Below are 18,070 nucleotides of genomic sequence, written 5' to 3'. Positions count from 1 at the left end.
GGCATGCCATGATACAAATCCTAAAAATGGCTTTTCGTGATCTCGGACGCAACCGCCGGCGTTCCTTTTTTTCCGCGCTGGCGGTGGGCGCCGGGCTTGCCCTGCTGATCTTGATGGCGTCCGTGATCGAAGGGGAAATGGGCAGCGCGATCGAGTCTGCCATTCAACTGCAAAGCGGACATATTCAGATCCGCGCGGCTACTTATGATGAAAATAAATCCAGCCTGAAGTGGCAGGATCTGGTTGCCGACCCGGACCAGATCGCGGGTCAGATCGCGGCGCTGGATCAAGTCAAGACTGCGACGCCGCGATTGTATGCAAGCGGATTCCTTTCCTCGGGAACCCAATCTGCAAGCGCACGTATCACAGGCATTGATCCGCTGTCCGCCGCGAGCGATCCATATCGAAAGGGTGTCATCAGCGGCGAGTATCTTAGCCCTGATGACCGCGAAGCGATCCTGATCGGCAAGCCGATGGCGGAGAAGTTGAGCTTGAGCGTTGGTGATCGTGTCGGCCTGTCACTCAACACCGCAGACGGCGATGTGCAGGACCAAACCTTTATTGTGAAGGGTATTTACACAACCAATACCTATGGCTTCGACAGCGCGACGGTTTTCCTGCCATTGGCAAAGGCGCAGGCGATCACACGCACAGAGAATCACGCCAGCACGATTTTTGTGCTGCTCAACGATACTGCCTTGACCGACTCGGTCGTCAGCGCTCTTAATGTTTCGAACCTCGAGATCAAAACCTGGCGGGATTTAAATGCCCTGTTCGTCGAGTATGAAACCATGGCGGAAAGTTATATTGGGATCTTTTACATGATCATCCTGGCGATCTCCGCCTCGGTCATCATCAACACGTTGATCATGTCGGTCTACGAACGCACGCGGGAGATCGGGATCCTGTCCGCGATCGGCATGCGAGGCAACCGCATCATGATGTTGTTCCTGGCTGAATCATCCATGCTGGCAATTGGCGGTGTGCTGATGGGATTGGTCATTGGTGTGCTTGGAACCCTGTATTTCAACCGAAATGGATTCTATATCGGCAATATGGGGCTGAGCGGCATCATGATCACTGATACGATCTATGCCAAACTAACAATGGATAACCTTATCAACCTGACCATCATGACATTCGTGGTCACAATATTGTCCGGGCTGTACCCGGCTGTGATGGCGTCTCGTATGCAGCCTGTTGCGGCTCTGCGGGCCGAAAAATAAAAAAAATGGACTCCGGCGTCTCACGACATCGGTAAACTGAAAGCCGAAAGGCTTTCGAGTCCGCAAGGAGAAATATCATGGAAATCGTAAAAATTGAAAACGTTACTCGTGTGTATAAAATTGGAAAACTTGAAACGCAGGCGTTACGCGGCGTCAACCTGTCCATTGGGAGTGGAGAATTTACTTCATTCGTTGGTCCTTCCGGTTCAGGCAAAACCACGCTTTTGCAAATGATCGGCTGTTTGGACCAGCCGACAGCCGGGCGGGTCTTCGTCAATGGTAAGGATGTCACTTCTCTTAACCGCAATCAACGCGCTGATATGCGCCGCGAAAATATTGGTTTTATTTTTCAATTTTTCGCCCTGATCCCAACCTTGAGCGCGTATGAGAATATCGAAATGCCGCTCCTGCTGAATGGTCAGGGAGCGGGGGAGCGCAAAGACCGCGTGATGGAATTGCTCAAGGCTGTGGATCTGCTCGACCGGGTCAACAACCGCCCCGATCAATTAAGCGGCGGACAACAGCAACGTGTTGCGATCGCGCGGGCGCTCGCGCCAAGACCGTCCTTGATCCTGGCCGACGAGCCCACGGCCAACCTTGATACTGAAAATGGCAGGCAGGTAATGGACATCATGAAGAAGTTGAATAAAGACACCGGGGTTACTTTTATCTTTGCCACTCACGATCTGCGCGTCATCAGTTATGCCGAGCGTGTGGTCACCCTGGAAGATGGTTTGATCGTTAAGGATTCTGCAGATAAATAAGACCTGCAGAATGCCCGATAATACCTGTGCAAAACCTGTGCAATACAGTATAATATTTTCAGTTAATATTTCACAGTTTTTGGAGATCTAATAATGAAGAAAGTGTTTTTTGTATTCGTTGTCATGAGCGCACTGGTGCTGACCGCCTGTGGAGCTTCTGCAGAACCTACCGCGATACCGACAGTTTCCCTAAATGGGAACCCCGCCGCGACAGCCCAGCCGTCCGCTCAGATTCAGTTTCAGCTTCGGCAGTAATCGTTCCCCTGAATGAGACGCAGCTTTCATTTACATCCATTGGACGGGTGACCGCTGTCAATGTCAAAGTGGGGGACAAAGTAAAAGCGGGTGATGTTCTTGTCACCCTGGATACCGCTTTTCTTGAAGCAAAGGTGCGTGAAGCGGAAGCCAACTTATTGACCACTGAGATCCAATTGAAGTACCTCAAGCGTGTTGGAACCGGCCAGAAGCACCTGGAATTGGCCGAGGCGGATGTACAGCGTGCGCAAGCTTTGGTGGATTCTGCAAAGGCGGCGCTGCTTGCCCAATCCGGTCTGGCCGCTCCGTTCGATGGCACGATCGTGTCTGTAGATGTGGCCGGGGCCGAAACCGTTTCGCCCGGACGGGTCGTGATCATCCTTGGAGATCTTTCCGGTTATCAAATCGAAACCACCGACTTGAGCGAACGCAATATTCCAAAGATCAAGCTTGGTCAGTCTGCCAATGTTTTCATAGATGCCTTGAATGATACGTACGCCGGTAAAGTGGTTGCCATTGACAACATTTCATCCACGCTGGGCGGGGATGTCGTTTATAAGGTGACGATCAAATTGGACGAACAACCCCAGGGATTATTGTGGGGAATGAGCGCTGATGTCGAGATTCTTCTTGAACAATAACAACAGGGATTTTGGAGATATAAAATGAAAAGATATTTTTGGTCAATCAGCATGATCTTGACCATTCTACTGGCCGCGTGTGGAAGCCCAACTCCCTTGGCAAGCTCTCCCGCAGCCCCCGCTCCTGTTGAAGTGGAAAATATCCCATCCGCTGATGTTGTGATTTCATCAGCTGTAATTGCTCCAGTTCAAGTAACTCGCTTAAGCTTTATCATTTCCGGGCTGATTAAGGAGATCAAGGTCAAGGAAGGTGATAAAGTTCAGACTGGGCAGTCTCTGGTCATGTTGGATACGTCCGAGCTGGAGTTCGCGGTCATGGCTGCTGATGCCGCATATCGATCCGCAAGCATCAACGCCGAACTTCAGGATGCGGATCGCGTAAGAGTAGTTAACGAAAATACCGGGCGTGTTACCTTTGTCAGCCTGCCCTATGAGCTGAAGCAGAAGGCGGAGGCAAAAGCCGCCCAAATACTGGCAGCATTGGATGGCGCAAAAGCCAATCTTGTGTCGGGCAGCTTGACGGCTCCTTTTGATGGAACAATTGCATCTGTTGATGTGATCGCCGGTGAGCTTGTTCAGAGTGGTCAGGTGGTTCTCACGCTTGCCAGTTTGAATGATTTGCAAATTGAAACCACGGATCTAAGCGAGCGCGATATTTCCCGTGTGAAAACCGGCCAGAGCGTTAATGTTTATCTTGAAGCGTTGGATGTGACTGTTACGGGTAAAGTGATCCTTATTTCCCCTGTCTCAAAAACTGTTGGCGGGGATGTGGTTTTCCCGGTCACCATTAAATTGGATGAACAGCCTGAGGGATTGTTGTGGGGCATGACTGCGGAAGTGGAAATACAAACGGAATAATTTTACGGCTTTCAACATCCATGCTTTGTGGATGTAAAATAAGCATGTTGGGAATCTTCCGCATGCTTATTTTTTTGTTAAGGAGACAAACATGACTGTCATCACTGTGATCGGAGCAGGCAGCGCCTCATTTGGCGAGAATACACTCTCTGCCATTCTGCGATCAACAAAACTAAAAGGGTCAACACTGCGTTTGGTTGATCGCAATACGCAAAGCCTGGATATCATCCACAGGCTTGCGAATCGGCTAAACAGGGAATGGGATTCAAGTTTTATCATCAGCGCGCACGCGAATCATAAGGATGCGCTTGATGGAGCGAATTTTGTTGTCTCGGCTATTGAGGTCGGGCCGCGTGAAAAACTATGGAGATCGGATTACGAGATACCTTTGAAATATGGCGTGCATCAACCTTACGCAGAGAACGGCGGACCAGGCGGGTTTATTCATACTGCGAGAAATATCATGCCATTGATGGAGATCATCCATGATATGGAACTGGCCTGCCCCGAGGCCTGGTTCATCAATTTCACCAATCCCATGGTTCGTATTTGTGATGCGATCAATCGCTACAGCAAAATTAAAATTGTAGGATTGTGCCACCAGATCTATACGGGCTTTGACATGGTTGGTGTCGCACTTGCAAAGGATCTTGGCATAGAAGTCCCCGATGGGCTTGAGGGTATGCACGCGGATCCGTTCCAGCATCCATTACAGCAAATGGTGATTCACCAGGCGGTTCCGCTCCTGGATATTCGCGCTGCAGGTACGAATCATTTTTCTTGGATACTTTCTATTCATGATAGGCGCACAGGAGAGGATCTGTATCCGCTTTTGAAGGAGCGCTTCTTTGAATTGGATGAGAAATTTGAACCGTTGACGCGTCGTGTCTTTCGTGACTTTGGCCTGTTCCCGGTCCCCGGAGACACGCATCTCTGTGAATACCTTCCGTGGATGAGCGATTCCGCCACAAAGCCGTGGGAAAAGTTCAATATCCGCCTTTACGACTGGGAATTGATGGCTGGCTTGCGTGATTTCAGTCTGGACCGTTTGAACGAGATGGCCAGCGGCAGCATGACCATTGAGGGCCTTTTGAACACAGATTCGGAAGGCGCATTGGAAATGATCGAGAATATTTCAGGTGCAGGAAATCATTACCACCTGGCGGCAAACCTGCCGAATACAGGACAGATCTCAAACTTGCCATTAAATACAATTGTGGAGACCCCGGTGATGGTGGATGGCGCGGGGGTTCATCCTGTTTTTGTTGGCGCGCTGCCTGAGCCGGTCGCCGAGTTATGCCGCCGTGAATTAATGGTTGCGCAGTTGGGTGTGGATGCCGCTGTTGAAGGTGATTATAAAAAAGCCTTGCAATGTCTGCTGCTTGATCCCGTCATCCGTGATCTTGATTCTGCCAGACTGGTGCTTGATGATTATCTGCAAACATACAAGGAGTATTTGCCGCAATTCTGGAATTGATTGAGCTACGGCGTGTGACGCGCTTTTCAGCGCGCAGGGTCATTCCTGCGCGCTCTTTTCTTAAGAACCTTAATAACATTAATAACCTTAAAGAAAAAATATCCGGCCATGCGTAAATGCCATGTGATATTTTAAGATAATTGTATATTCAAAACCCTTTACTTTAATCAATAGTTAGTTACAATGGATATGGAATAATAAATATTTAAATGTTATTCATTAAATAAATTAATAAATTTAAATGATCATGCATGATTCAGTGGAAGTGAATCAATGCGTGACGATAATGACAAAGGAAAAAACATGTATATTTGTGTGTTGACAAGTACTCCGGATGCGAACGATATTCCATACGATCCATCGCCGTATATGAATGGATATCGTTGGAAGCAGCACCTGGTGGGACCTAAGAATGTTGAAAAGCAAATTCGCGATCTGATGGACGAAGGGGTGGATGTCTTTATCAATCTGTGTGACGGCACTCCCGATGATGCGCTTTCAGGGATCGCGCTGGTTCATGCGCTCGAAAAATATAACGCCGCTTTTTCCGGCGCCGATTCGAAATTCTTTGATCCGACTCGTGATGAAATGAAAAATGCCGCGCGGCGGGTTTCCGTGCCCACGCCGAATTGGATGTTCGTGAATCGGGTGGAAGATGCCGAGAAAGTTGCCAAGCGATTGAATTTTCCCATGCTGGTCAAGCCGCCGCACGGGTATGCCAGTGTAGGCATACGCCGCAAATCACGTGTTGAAACGGTTGAACAATTGCGTGAGCAATTGCAGCTTGAAATTGACGAATTCGGCCGTGCTCTGATCGAGGAGTTCATTGAAGGGCGGGAATTCACCTGTCTGATCGCCGAGAATCCTGAAGATCCCAGGAAGCCATTTACATTCACGCCGGTTGAGTTTATTTTTCCGAATGGCGAATCCTTCAAACATTATGATATGAAGTGGATCGAATATGAGAAAATGTCTGTGGCAGTTGTGGATGATCCGAAGATCCAAAAAGTACTGCGTGAACAGACCATGCGTGTCTTTAAAGAACTTGGCGGTAATGGGTATGCGCGCTGCGATTATCGGATGGATGCCGCGGGCATAATTCACATGCTGGAGATCAACCCCAATTGCGGTATTTTTTATCCGCCTCATGAGCCGGGCTCGGCAGATTTTTCCCTGCTCAACGACCCGACCGATCACAATAAATTTATGAAGTTGATCATCCGTAATGCCCAAATGCGACAGGCTCGCATTGCTGCGGAGAAACTGCTCAAGCGCCAGTTGCGAAAACGTACAATTGAAGTCGAACAGATGGCATATAGTTAAAAATAAAAAATGGACACGGTTGCGTGTCCATTTTTTATTTAGTTGCGAACGATATTCTTAAGCGTGACCTTGGTCTTATCTTTCGACAAGACTCGCCCCTGCGCTTGCCTGACATACATACAAACTCGCTTCCAATCCTGACATTTCTTTATATGTGACGGCTACGGCTTTTGTGAATTCCTGTGCGTCTTTCTTGTCGACCAATGCCACTGCGCAGCCGCCAAATCCCGCCTGGTCATGCGTGCGCCATGGCAGCTTTCCTGCTCACGAGCACAATTGACCATGCTATTGAGCGCCTCGTTTGTTACTTCAAAATCATCGCGCAGGCTGTCATGGCTGGCATTGAATAACTCGCCCAACTTTTTAATATCACCTGACTTCATCACATTTACTGCTTCGAGTACGCGGGCATTCTCTGTGATGACATGCCTTGCTCTTTTTAATGTTATTTCCCCAAGTGTGCTTTCTGCCTTGGTTTTTCTTTCAAACTCTTCCACGCTCACATCCCTTAACGCCTTCACCCCAAACCAGTTCGCCGCTTCTTCGCACTGATTTCTTCTTTCGTTATAAGCTGAATCAACCAACCCGCGCCGGGTTGATGTGTCCATTATCACGATCGCAACCTCATCTGGCAGGGGTGCATGTTGATATTCCAGGGAGCGGCAATCCAAGAATAAAGCATGGCCTGCTTTGCAGGCTGCGCTTGCCATTTGATCCATGATTCCGCAATTCATTCCAACCCATTCATTTTCTGCTTTTTGAGATAGCTTTGCCATAAGCACTGGATCCCATGAAATACCAGAGACAGAGGTAAAAGCATATGCTGTTGCCAGCTCTACGGCAGCAGACGAAGATAAACCCGCTCCGCGTGGTACATCGCCAGTCATCACTGCATCAAAACCGCGTACCTGATAGCCCGTTTTTTGTAATTGGTAGGCAACACCTTTAACATATTCGATCCAGCCTTCGCCCTTTGTGAGAGAATTTAGATCGAAGACAGAATCAATATTAAGATCCAAAGAGCGGATGCATACCTGGAAATCGGTTCTCGGCGCTAGCGCGATCCAGATTGCGCGGTCAATTGCCATTGGTAGGACAAATCCATCGTTATAATCCGTATGTTCACCGATGAGATTGACGCGGCCCGGCGCGCGAACAATGAATGACGGTTTGGCGTTAAAATAGGTCGCGAAAGATTGCTCGAGGTTTTGAGTTTCCATAATTGAGTTTATCCCATAGAGGTAGTGTGACTGAAATTGATTTGCTTGAAAAATATGAGCCTGTTTTAAGGTTTGCGAAAAGCGAGCGTTTCTTTCCTATGGCTGTGGAACCTTACCTGGAAAGATGCTCGATATTTCCGAGCGGACCGCAGGGGGTGGTGGAGGCGTTCGCTCATTTGCAGGAGCCCATGCCGAGCCGTATTGGAAAATTAAAGAGCGAACAATTTTATCTGCGTTTTGTCAATAAGCCGTTGAACGACTCTGATGCCTGGCTATGGTGGGCTGCCCTTTCAATAATCGGTGTGGCAGGCGGATGGTTTCTCGCTGGCTTATCGGGTGTTGAAGCAATTATAGCGATTTCGCTTGTAGTTGCAATCACAATTTTCATATTCGCATCTCCAATTCGATTGCGTATTATCCCGGCTGCGTTTGCGGCTTTGTTTTTTATTGCGCTTGAGATCGCGCCGATCTGGTTCTTTCTTCGCCCGAGTGAATATGTAAGTATTCAGGTGGAGTATTTGATCCTCCTTCCCCTTTATTTGATCGTGCTCTTCTATCTTTCTGTGCGGACAATGAAGTTTATCCTTGAACGGGTCGTTCCCGAAGGGCCTGGCATGGTCATGGATATGCTTTCGCAGGCGACAGAGAAGATCGCTCAAGAATCTTTTCTTGAGTACTCAAAGATTCTTGAGAAAGATCCGCAGCCGGTCTATTATGGCCGTGTAGTATTTGAGGAAGATGCGAATAAGAATCGCTGGACGATTTTGCAATATCACTATTTTTATGCGTTCAACGATTGGAGACTTGCTGCGAATGGAATAAATCACCATGAGGGGGATTGGGAAATGGTGGCTGTTTATTTAAAGAATGACCAGCCGTACGCGGTTCTGTTCTCTCAACACGGAGCGGGCAATATTGAAAAGTGGGAAACAGTGAATAAGGCTGTTGATAAATTTGAAAAAACGACCACGCATCCGATTGTTTATGTTGCATTGGGGTCCCACGCAAATTACAGCAAGCCTGAAGCGATCCGCTCTCCGAGCATGTACAAACCTGGCAGGTTGCAACGTCTGCTTTTCTGGACCGACGGTGTAATCCATTATTTATTTTTATTGTTCAACCCGAATCAAAAGGCCCGTCAGATCGCATTAAATGAACTGCAGGTGCAGAAGTCCCATTTTCTGACTGAGGATGCATTGATGAATATGCGCGATGAAGCAGATCATTATGTGGTCAGTTTGCCGTTTGAACTTGCCACAGGAGATGGGTTCCGTGTGGGATTTCAAGGCAATAATTTGCGTGAGGGGGTTGTAAAATCAAGCAGTTATCTCAAGCGCTTTGTATCAGACCGCAAGACAATCCGCCCCCAAAAAAAGGAATGGAGGCGCGTGCTCTTGAATCCTGAACCCGGTTGGGTACAATATAAGGGGTTGTGGGGGGTGAAGAGTGTTTTGAACGACGAATCTGGTCCGCCCGGCCCCAAATGGGACAGGCCGAGGAAAAAACAATTGGGTGTACACGAGCGGATACGTTGGAGCAGGCCTTTGGATTGGCTCGCTGAGTTGGAAAAAAATATACGATAGAAATAAAAAGGAGAAAATCATATGTCCATTTCCCAAGCTCTCGATGTTGCAATTGGTCTTATTGTTGTATATTATCTTTTAGGCTCTCTGGTGTCCCTTGTCACGCAGTGGATCAATGAAATGCTTGAGACGCGCGGCAAGGCGCTTGAGCAATATCTCATTCGAATTGTAGGCGATAAAAAGATCGGGGATCTTATAAAACTTCCTCAATTGCAAGCGCTTCGCCCGATTCGTTACAAGAGTTTTTTCAGCGTGTTTGGTTCGGTCACTGAGCCAAAAAGAATTGAAAAGATCCCTGTTGGCACGCTTGTAGATGCTTTCTTTGACCTGGCTGGCTTAACTGCAAAAAAGGAATTGGATCTGCTGCAACTAGCCGAGTTGATCGATAAACTGCCCGACTCCGAAGGAAAGAGTGCCTTTATCAATTGGATCAATCAAGGCGTGACCAGTATCGCTGATCTTCGGGCTCGCACCACCGCATATTTTGCAGGGATGCTGGAGCAGGCTGCCGCGACCTTTCGTGCGCGCGCGCGTAGTTTTGTAATTATTCTTTCGCTGGGCATTACCGTTTTGTTTGGCACGGATACAATTCAGTTGGCCAGAACGTTATGGTCAAGCGCAGAATTGCGCGCCATCGCGGCTGCCCAGGCTGATGCAGTTGTGGCTCGTGAAGGTGCGAACGCAGATTTATCCGATATCATTGATGATCTGGGCGCGTATTCAATTCGCATCGGTTGGTGGCAAACTGAACAACTGCCACAAACCAATAATATTGGGGATTGGGCTATGTTCATTCTCCTGAAGGTGATCGGCCTCTCCATCACTGCCGCGGCAGTCTCGCAGGGATCCTCTTTCTGGTACGATTTGTTGAAGAAGGTAACATCACCTTCCACGAGTACTAGCAGCAGTAAGAGCAGCGGCTGGGGGAGCAGTAGCAGCACAAGTAGCAGCAGCGGATAAACAATCCAGTTGCTTATCTTGGGATCAAAGGCAGAAAAAAAACATGAAATTAACTAAGGTTGCATCGGTCAGGAATGGGGCGTACAGTTTTTGAATAATTGAATCACGAAGGTGCTGAGAAAATAAGAGTAAAACTCTGCACCTTCGTGGCTCGGCGTAAAACCCTTTTGTTTAAATTTTTTCTGATTAATACAGAAATTCAGTAAAATTGTAGTAGCCCAGCCCGCGATGAGAAAATTCTATGTATACATATGGCGTTGGTGCATGAATATTTTTCTTCCCATTCAGAGCCGAGTTTTAGCGAAATCTAGATAGTTTTCTCCCACAAGCAACCTTGAATTCGTGGAGAAGAATTAGCCTGATTTTGGGATGACGTCTTCAAAAAACCGATTTGTGCACCAAAGCCTATACATATTGTTATAGTAGACCTCTTGCAAAAGTCATGGTTTAGGCTTGAGTTCTAGATTGTAGATGGCAGCGATCAAATTGAAACGCAATCCAAAACGTTTACCTCGATTGCGATAGCGTTCGCTCAGAATCCGAAAGATCTTTAACTTGCGAATGATGTTCTCGATCAAAATGCGCTTCTTCGACAATGCTCGGTTGGCAGCCTTTTGCTCCTGGTTCAAAGGATGAAGTTTACTTTTCTTGACAGGCGTCTGACTATTCGAGTGTAAGCTGGATACTCCTTGATAGCCTGCATCCGCCAAAATACGAATGTGCTCTGCCACGATATAGTGACCTTGCTTGAACAGCTGAAAATCGTGTTGCTTCCCGTTGCAGAAATCCGTGGCCAAGATGAGTTCTGTGTTCAAGTCGGCTATCAACTGCGCTTTTTGAGTGTGACGCTTCTTTTTGCCGCTATAATGGCGCTTTTGTCTTTTTTTGGACGCTCAATTGGCTGTTCGGTAGCGTCCACCAAGACAATTTCAAGAATAGTATCGCTTGGTTGTAGCGCCTTTTTTCCTGGCAGGTGAAACTGTTTCGATTGGATCAACGCATTTTCAACCTTTTTGATCGTCCGACATACGGTTGACTCGCTGACGCCATAGGTCAAGCCAATATGAAATTCAGTTCGATACTCTCGCCAGTACATCAAGGTCATCAGCAACTGGTCGGCTCGGCTGAGTGTGGTCGGTCTGCCAAAGTTACGCATCCCTGCTTCCACGATCACCAGCATTTGCTTAAAGGTGCTGCGCTGAACTCCCGTGCAACGCTTGAAATCTTCGTCGTCGAGTTGTTGTACAATTTCGTATCTCATGTACCTATTATGACACACTTATGCAAGAGGTCTAATGCACCACGACAAATGTCACTTATCAAAGTAACATTTGTCGTGATGCAAATGCAATGGAAATGCAATTCGCTGAACAGAATTACTATCCTTTGGTGATATACTATCGCTCTGGTTTGTTTATTCTGTTGTACGAAAAATTTCTGTTTGGGGTTTTTTTCATGGGTTGGATTTTTCTTTCAAGTAATGATTACACTAATCTTCAGAGTAATACAGCTCTTGGTTTAGTTTTTATGGGGGATATTATTTTGTTCCTATTCATTACCTTTGAAAGAATGAAACCTTTGCTGGGAGTAGTTTTTGATTTCCTTACTAATTTTATTACCATTCGTTTCGCGCTCATAGCAGAAAACCTAGTTTTATACATGCAATTATATTCAGGAGGATGCTGATGTTGAGTAGAATTTACCGTGTGTTTGCGGTCCTTATGGCTTTTTCAATAATATTTAGCGCAACTGATGTGATGAAAGCACAAGCCATGGCGGTTGTTGAAAAAGAGCAAGTTACTCTACAAGCGGCGACTTCTTCGCCATGTTCGAACTTAGATGTAATATTCATTGTTGATCAATCTGATAGCATGAGCCGTAACGATGCTATCAAGAATCGAAAATATGCGGTGGAAGGCATGATCGATATATTGGTGGATTTGGCTATGAATCAATGCCCTGATAGTCGCCATCGTATTGGTGTTATTTCCTTTGGAGCTGAAGAACGTACCCGAGTTGATGTTGAATTATACGATATTGATCCTGGCACTGCAACGGATGCACGCCGTATTCGAGAAGAACTTCGTCCTAGAGTAATAGCGGATAATTTAGGGAGCACCTATCCGGAACCCGCTTTTGTAGAAGCTGAAAAAATGTTCGAGCGGAATCAGGTAGATGAAGCCGAGCCACGTAAAAAGGCCATTATTTTCATCACTGATGGTCTTCCCTGTGGTAAAAGCGGTTGCGAAGGATCTGACTACAATGCTAACACTATCGCTTTGCGTTCACTGGTAGATGGTCGTTTCTCTTTTGCAAGTGATTTGAAAAGCCGCGAGTCTTGTCTTGCAGATGTTCGTAAAGACTATCAAAATAACACCCCCCCTGTTGAAAAGACGACAGCATGTCTTGAAAGCTACCCAGTTTCTTTTGAATCGTATGGTGAAAGTACTTATTTGTTCACACTTTTGCTTCATAATAGTGATGAAGATTACGTTCCATCGGCAATAAGTCAACTGGACGGCATGTCACAAGATTATTCTGGTTACGTCAGGAAAAATCAACGTCAAAACCAAATACCTTCCAGCTTGCGTGAAATCCTTTCCCAATTAGTTGGCGTGCGTCCTAGCTTATTAACGGGTCCCAGTTTTGCAGTTAATCCCTACTTGAATAGAATGATTGTCACAGCCTATAAGCAAAGTGCAGACGTACAATTCACTCTTTCTTATAAAGATGCTGAGGGAACAACCCATACCATCCAAGGAGGCCAAGCTACAGGTGGTTTCACCCTTGATCCAGACAATGGTTATTATCAATTTGGCGCAAATGAGACATATACTATACTAAATCCTTATCCGGGTATTTGGAATATGTCTACAAGTAATCCGTCCGGCCTTGATGTTTTTTATCAACCGATTCAGTCTGATTTTCGTCAGACCGCCCCATTTTCACAAATTCCACAATATGATCGTGAGCCATTTTTCAACGAGGCTGATCCATTTAATTGGAGTTTACCCTTTTCGATGACTCTAACAATGGGGCAGTTATTTTGCAATCCGACAAGGCCCTTTTTGCTATCGATGTTCAAGCCAATGTAACTGATCCAGATGGTAAGGAAATTACCTATCCTCTCAAGTGGGATATTGATAAAAAGAACTTCATTGCCGAACAACCGTTACAGGTTCCTCTAGCTGGGACATATAAAATATCCATTGTTGGAAAAACTCGCATCCATGAAGGCGAACCTGTTGTAGAGTCCGCGAATGAAAACCAGGTCTTCGATAAGACCCTCACCTTATTTAGTGTCGATGGTGAATTTTCCGGATTGGATGTTACTCCTTTCGAGATAGTGGCGCTCTCGCCGGTAACAGGTGAAACTAAGATAGGTATTCATGGAACTATTATGGATGGCTGGCCGCTGCCTGTGTCAGTATTTCCTGTACGGGTGAAAATCACCGATGAAAATGGCAATATTCTTCCAAACCCTGATTCCATCTTTATTAACCAGGAGGATGCGATTACTGCGCAGCTTACCTATTTACCTAAAGTCGAAGATGGTGAAGAAGACGAAGAATTAGAAGAGGCAATTAACACAGAGATCATCATCCTTCAACCCGATCCAGCGGTCCCGGGTGAATTTATAGGACAATTCCAAAATTTTGGATATGAAGGCTCCCATATTCTGACATTGACTGTTGGTGTTGACAAAATGGAACAAGGTTATTGGACTTATCGTCGAGAGGTTAAGGTTGAGTTTTCAAGAGACGATTGCCTGATGTGCCGCACTAGTACTTATTATGGTATTTTAGGCATCATTATTGCCACGATCTTGACAATAATTGCTTATAACATTGCCATTCGAACGAATAAAGTCTCTGGTTCACTTATTCTTGTAGATGGTTCAGCGCCTATTGCTGAATTTGGTTTGTATAATGGCACGAATTTTCGAAAAATAAAAAACCGTGAACTGGATCCATATCCGCAACTGGCTTTGAAATATATGAAAGCGCAAAATATTGGTAAAAAACGCCGTACTACCAAACAACGAGATGAGGCTTCGGGCGGATTATATTCAGATGAAGCGCAGGGAATTCGGGTAGATTGTGTGTCTACAAACGGACGCAAGTTCTCGGTTGATCTGTATCCAAAAACCCCCACTATGTATAGCGATGACACTATGGCTCAAATGTTGTTTGAGCCTGTTGAATGAACATATAGAAAACCACCTAAGTTAAAGGAGTATAAAAATGACTCGTCCAGCGATTATCATCGGTCTTGGCGGCACCGGTCAATGGGTGCTCACTTTCCTCAAAAAGGAGTTATTGGAAATTGGCGGGGGCACCATGCCGTCAGGCGTCAAATTACTCTCATTTGATACCACTACACGTACAACGGCGGAAACAGGGCAGACGGGGAAGCGTAAAAAAGAAGAAGATATCAGCGCGGGAGCTGTGCGCTTGGTTGAAGGTAAAGAATTTATTCCAATTGGGGATAATATTGGTTCACTTGTCAGTGAAATCGCCGCCGGAAAATACCCTCATTTGCAATGGTTCCCGGCAAAGTCTTTCCTGTCAAAACTCCCTCCTGCAGCTTTTAATACCAAAGAGGGCAGCGGGCAAATCCGTCATATGGGGCGCATTTCCATCTTCCGTGACTTAGCAGCTATTCAGCGTTCTGAGATCTTGTCTCGCTTACGCGCAGCTATGCAGGATTTGCAGGGCAAAGTATCGCGCGATACGCAGATGGAAATAATTATCGTGGGCTCTTTGGCGGGCGGGACAGGCGCCGGTATGTTGGTGGATATGGCGTTGTTGGTTCGTGCCCAGGCGGCTAAGGTGGTCGCCAACAATTATGTTGTACGCGGTTTCTTTATTCTGCCGCGGGCGTTTACAGCCGGCGGTTTGGGTGAGGGCCGAGATATGCTGGCACGCTCTTTTGCGGCATGGCGTGAACTTGACCGCTTTATGATCGTTAGTGAGCGTTTTGGCCTGCGCCAGATCAATTATCACGAATCCAATCAGGATCTCCGCCTGCGCTTGGATCGTCGTGCTTATGATGTTAGTTACATGGTGGACCCAGCTCGGCAAACCGTCAACTCGCTTGATAATGTGCGCGCAGAAGAAGGATTGTTTCCGGGCGTGGCACATGTTGTTTCTGCGATTTTGGACGAACAAGCAGGGAAGGCTTATACTGAATTTATTACGACGAATTTAGCCGGCAAATTGGCTCAACTGCCCCGCCGTCCTTATCATTCAGCCATTGGCTCTTACACTTTGAAAGTGCCTGTTTTTTATGCGGAAGAAAAATTCTCCCACCAGCTAGCTTTGGATGTTTTACGCCAATTCCTTGCTCCTGAAGTAAATGACAAGGGACGCGTGACTGGCGTTTCGGAGATTCGTAACCGCGAAGTTCCTGACGGCGAGAGTGGAGTTCAATCTGCACTTAAGTTCATGTTTTCTAGCGCGAGTAATGTGAATGGCAAGGAAATTCCGAACACGAAATTCCTTCCCCTGCTTGCCGAGGTGCGTGAAAAAGAAGGATTGCGTAATGATGGAATGATTCAGCAAATTGCGCGTGGGGGACTTACTGTTGGAAATAGCCGCTATCTTTCTGCGCTAACTGATATCAGCCAGGATGATGAAGGTAAACTCATCATGCGTGATATTCAAGATGAATTGAACCACCCAATTTGGGGATATGTTGCTCCTAGTCGGGTGGCAGGTGATACTCCTGATTCGGCCTTCTCTCGTATCAAGAATAAAGTTCCTGCGGTTCGTCAGGAGCATTATGGAGTAGATACTGCGGGCGGTGAGCGTTTACGTGGTAAATACGGCAAAGCGCTTGAACAAGCTAAAAACGCGCAGGTGGCTCGCTTCCGGCATCTCTTGAAGGCATGGACACTTCACGCTCTGAACGGCGATTCCCCTGATCCGCAGGTAGCGCGTGGCGGCAAGATCGGTTATGTGCGCTCATCTTATTTAGGTCTTCTTGATAACTTCGATTACTTTGTTAAATTCCTAAACTCGGTACGCCAGACTCGAAATGAGAATTTGCGGCTTGCGGCACGGACACGTCAGGCTGCAGACTCTTCATTGAAAGAATATGAACGGTTACGTGGGAAAAAATGTTGGCTACCATTTTGGGATGATTTTACTCATCCTGATGCCCACCGCGCTCAACGCAACTATCTAATGGCGGAACAACGTGATATTGATGTTCGCAAAGACGATATTTTGCTGGATGTCTTGGCTGAGACTACCCTTGAAATGCGGGCAATTGCGGAAAAAGGACTTAATGACATTCAAAGTTGGATTACCCATCTTGCCACTGGTGACCAAAATATAAAGGTGAATGGCTTATACCCTGAAGCAATGGAGTCACTTGCCAATGTCAATGTTAATCATGAGATTGACAAGCGAATGAACAAAATCAGCCAGCTCATTGGTGAACATGAGTATAAGACGGATGCAGCTTTTGTTGCTGAAGCCCTTGATCGGTTGAAGTGGGACGTGCTTGAAACAGCGGATGGCCTTCGTACAACTTGTGGTATTGAATTTCCATCCGATGACCCCAGTCAACCTAATGCCTTCTCTGCTTTCCGTCGTGAGGGAGAAAATGCATCTACGATCAACCTGGAAATGATTTTGAAATTAGCCCAACGACCATTCAAGGCCATTTATAAGGAACGTCCTTTGGCAAAAGAAGTAATGAAAATATATCCAACAGGGACGAAACTGGCAGAGTCGGTGGATAAACTGGCTGAGCCGCTGTATATGCCTGCGACTTCTGTGCTGGGACCGGAAGTTGTAGCCTGCTATATTCGAGCTCATTCCAATGTGGATGATGAAACCACTAGGTATTTTAGTGAATTTGAAACCGAAATGAAGGATCGCAATCCCAATATTAAGGGTGCCAGCCTTACGCTGGTGGATTCGGAAGACCATCACAAGTTGACTATTGTTCGTTCAGATGATCTCATCCCGAGTATGGATTTCCAAATGTGGCAGGCCTGTCGAGATGCATATATCCAGCAGGTGACTGACCCTCATCGCGGAATTCCTGCTGCGGAATTGCACATCTTCCCGGCAGAGATCAATGCCTGTGTTTATGAATCAGATATTCCCAAGCTAATCGGTAAAAACTATCGTACGTTGCACCCCGAAGTAGTGGCTCTTTTGGAGGATAAGGAACGTTTTGAAATGTTCTTGCGCGCTTATGCACTCGGTTTCATAAAGGTAGCGGAGGGAGATGGCGGCTCGTACTGGGCTTATCAGCTCCCAGAAGATGTGGAGCCGCTGTATTTGAGTGTTCCAAGTAAATCTATGTATGGCGCGGTTAAGGAAGATATTTTTCAGGTGATTCACAATTTTGTAATGGAGGGTGTTGACCAGCGGCCAGGTATGAATCAGCAGCGATATGTGGATTGGGAAAAATTGCTGGATGCCATTTTAAAGGCGCAGCGTGATCTGGGTAAAGCCAAAACCATAAAAGCGTATCGCCAGCAAATTGAAGATCCAAAAGGCGTAGTCGATACCATTTTGGCTGATGTTGTAAATCGCCGCGCAGCGATCAGTGATGAAGTTTTGCGGAAGACTATCGGTCAGGAACATGAAGATCTGGCGGATGTCTCTAAAGTCGTATACCTGAAGGCAATTCAGGCATTTGAGAATTTGTCTTCCAAATAACAATTTGATGCACCAGTGATAGTGGCTGCGGGTCAGTCGCGCGGCGGCAAACAGTCACTACCATTGGTGCTAAAACGAAGA

14 protein-coding genes are annotated in these 18,070 nt (G+C 46.6%); 12 read left to right on the top strand and 2 right to left on the bottom strand.

The window, feature by feature from the left end; translation table 11 throughout:
- Positions 1-8: 8 nt before the first annotated feature.
- The 7 genes from IPL17_RS00900 (at position 9) to IPL17_RS00870 (ending at position 6,544) form a co-directional block, all read left to right on the top strand.
- Entirely contained in the window at positions 9-1,226 is a 1,218-nt protein-coding gene (locus IPL17_RS00900; RefSeq protein ID WP_345305188.1) for an ABC transporter permease, read from the top strand.
- A gap of 77 nt (positions 1,227-1,303) precedes the next feature.
- Complete coding sequence (locus IPL17_RS00895) at positions 1,304-1,990, top strand: ABC transporter ATP-binding protein (RefSeq protein ID WP_345305187.1); 687 nt, start codon at positions 1,304-1,306, stop codon at positions 1,988-1,990.
- Positions 1,991-2,083: 93 nt separating this feature from the next.
- Positions 2,084-2,245, top strand: a complete 162-nt coding sequence (locus IPL17_RS00890; RefSeq protein ID WP_345305186.1) for a hypothetical protein — start codon at positions 2,084-2,086, stop codon at positions 2,243-2,245.
- Positions 2,245-2,886: an efflux RND transporter periplasmic adaptor subunit gene (locus IPL17_RS00885; RefSeq protein WP_345305331.1), complete on the top strand. Its 642-nt coding sequence runs from the start codon at positions 2,245-2,247 to the stop codon at positions 2,884-2,886. The genes IPL17_RS00890 and IPL17_RS00885 overlap by 1 nt, the downstream gene beginning before the upstream one ends.
- Before the next feature lie 24 nt (positions 2,887-2,910).
- Entirely contained in the window at positions 2,911-3,744 is an 834-nt protein-coding gene (locus IPL17_RS00880) for an efflux RND transporter periplasmic adaptor subunit (RefSeq protein ID WP_345305185.1), read from the top strand.
- 91 nt (positions 3,745-3,835) lie between these two features.
- On the top strand, positions 3,836-5,221 hold the full coding sequence (locus IPL17_RS00875; protein ID WP_345305184.1) for a hypothetical protein: 1,386 nt from the start codon (positions 3,836-3,838) through the stop codon (positions 5,219-5,221).
- Between the two features lie 273 nt (positions 5,222-5,494).
- A complete protein-coding gene (locus IPL17_RS00870) occupies positions 5,495-6,544 on the top strand; it encodes an ATP-grasp domain-containing protein (RefSeq protein WP_345305183.1) in 1,050 nt (349 codons plus the stop codon).
- A gap of 161 nt (positions 6,545-6,705) precedes the next feature.
- On the opposite strand, the gene galK is transcribed toward IPL17_RS00870, so the two are convergent.
- A complete protein-coding gene (gene galK, locus IPL17_RS00865; RefSeq protein WP_345305182.1) occupies positions 6,706-7,764 on the bottom strand; it encodes a galactokinase in 1,059 nt (352 codons plus the stop codon).
- A 26-nt stretch (positions 7,765-7,790) separates the two neighbouring features.
- Between galK and IPL17_RS00860 the strand changes: the two genes are divergently transcribed.
- Together IPL17_RS00860 and IPL17_RS00855 are read left to right on the top strand one after the other, a co-directional pair.
- Positions 7,791-9,347, top strand: coding sequence for a hypothetical protein (locus tag IPL17_RS00860; RefSeq protein WP_345305181.1), 1,557 nt, complete (start codon positions 7,791-7,793; stop codon positions 9,345-9,347).
- A gap of 21 nt (positions 9,348-9,368) precedes the next feature.
- Positions 9,369-10,307 carry a hypothetical protein gene (locus tag IPL17_RS00855; RefSeq protein WP_345305180.1) on the top strand — a complete coding sequence of 313 codons (939 nt, stop codon included), beginning with the start codon at positions 9,369-9,371 and terminating at the stop codon, positions 10,305-10,307.
- A 440-nt stretch (positions 10,308-10,747) separates the two neighbouring features.
- Here IPL17_RS00855 and IPL17_RS00850 read toward each other — a convergent pair.
- Positions 10,748-11,568 (bottom strand): IS5 family transposase gene (locus IPL17_RS00850; RefSeq protein ID WP_345305179.1). Its coding sequence is split into 2 segments (ribosomal slippage): positions 10,748-11,187 and positions 11,187-11,568, totalling 822 coding nucleotides; the frame shifts between segments, so codons are not numbered across the junction.
- Positions 11,569-11,992: 424 nt separating this feature from the next.
- Here IPL17_RS00850 and IPL17_RS00845 point away from each other — a divergent pair.
- The 3 genes from IPL17_RS00845 to IPL17_RS00835 are packed head-to-tail and all read left to right on the top strand — an operon-like array spanning position 11,993 to position 17,989.
- Entirely contained in the window at positions 11,993-13,402 is a 1,410-nt protein-coding gene (locus IPL17_RS00845; protein WP_345305178.1) for a vWA domain-containing protein, read from the top strand.
- Entirely contained in the window at positions 13,354-14,514 is a 1,161-nt protein-coding gene (locus IPL17_RS00840; RefSeq protein WP_345305177.1) for a hypothetical protein, read from the top strand. The genes IPL17_RS00845 and IPL17_RS00840 overlap by 49 nt, the downstream gene beginning before the upstream one ends.
- Positions 14,515-14,551: 37 nt before the next feature.
- Positions 14,552-17,989, top strand: a complete 3,438-nt coding sequence (locus IPL17_RS00835) for a tubulin-like doman-containing protein (protein ID WP_345305176.1) — start codon at positions 14,552-14,554, stop codon at positions 17,987-17,989.
- Positions 17,990-18,070: the final 81 nt, after the last annotated feature.

The sequence above is a fragment of the Candidatus Villigracilis saccharophilus genome (assembly GCF_016711665.1).
Note: the sequence above shows the minus strand (reverse complement) of the source record. Positions and strands in the feature narration are given on the sequence as shown.

Excerpts from the sequence above, each read along its gene's own strand:
- IPL17_RS00880 (WP_345305185.1), top strand. The coding sequence starts at position 2,911 with ATGAAAAGATATTTTTGGTCAATCAGCATGATCTTGACCATTCTACTG.
- IPL17_RS00855 (WP_345305180.1), top strand. The coding sequence starts at position 9,369 with ATGTCCATTTCCCAAGCTCTCGATGTTGCAATTGGTCTTATTGTTGTA.
- IPL17_RS00845 (WP_345305178.1), top strand. The coding sequence starts at position 11,993 with ATGTTGAGTAGAATTTACCGTGTGTTTGCGGTCCTTATGGCTTTTTCA.
- IPL17_RS00835 (WP_345305176.1), top strand. The coding sequence starts at position 14,552 with ATGACTCGTCCAGCGATTATCATCGGTCTTGGCGGCACCGGTCAATGG.
- IPL17_RS00875 (WP_345305184.1), top strand. The coding sequence starts at position 3,836 with ATGACTGTCATCACTGTGATCGGAGCAGGCAGCGCCTCATTTGGCGAG.
- IPL17_RS00895 (WP_345305187.1), top strand. The coding sequence starts at position 1,304 with ATGGAAATCGTAAAAATTGAAAACGTTACTCGTGTGTATAAAATTGGA.
- IPL17_RS00890 (WP_345305186.1), top strand. The coding sequence starts at position 2,084 with ATGAAGAAAGTGTTTTTTGTATTCGTTGTCATGAGCGCACTGGTGCTG.
- IPL17_RS00870 (WP_345305183.1), top strand. The coding sequence starts at position 5,495 with ATGCGTGACGATAATGACAAAGGAAAAAACATGTATATTTGTGTGTTG.
- IPL17_RS00900 (WP_345305188.1), top strand. The coding sequence starts at position 9 with ATGATACAAATCCTAAAAATGGCTTTTCGTGATCTCGGACGCAACCGC.
- galK (WP_345305182.1), bottom strand. The coding sequence starts at position 7,764 with ATGGAAACTCAAAACCTCGAGCAATCTTTCGCGACCTATTTTAACGCC.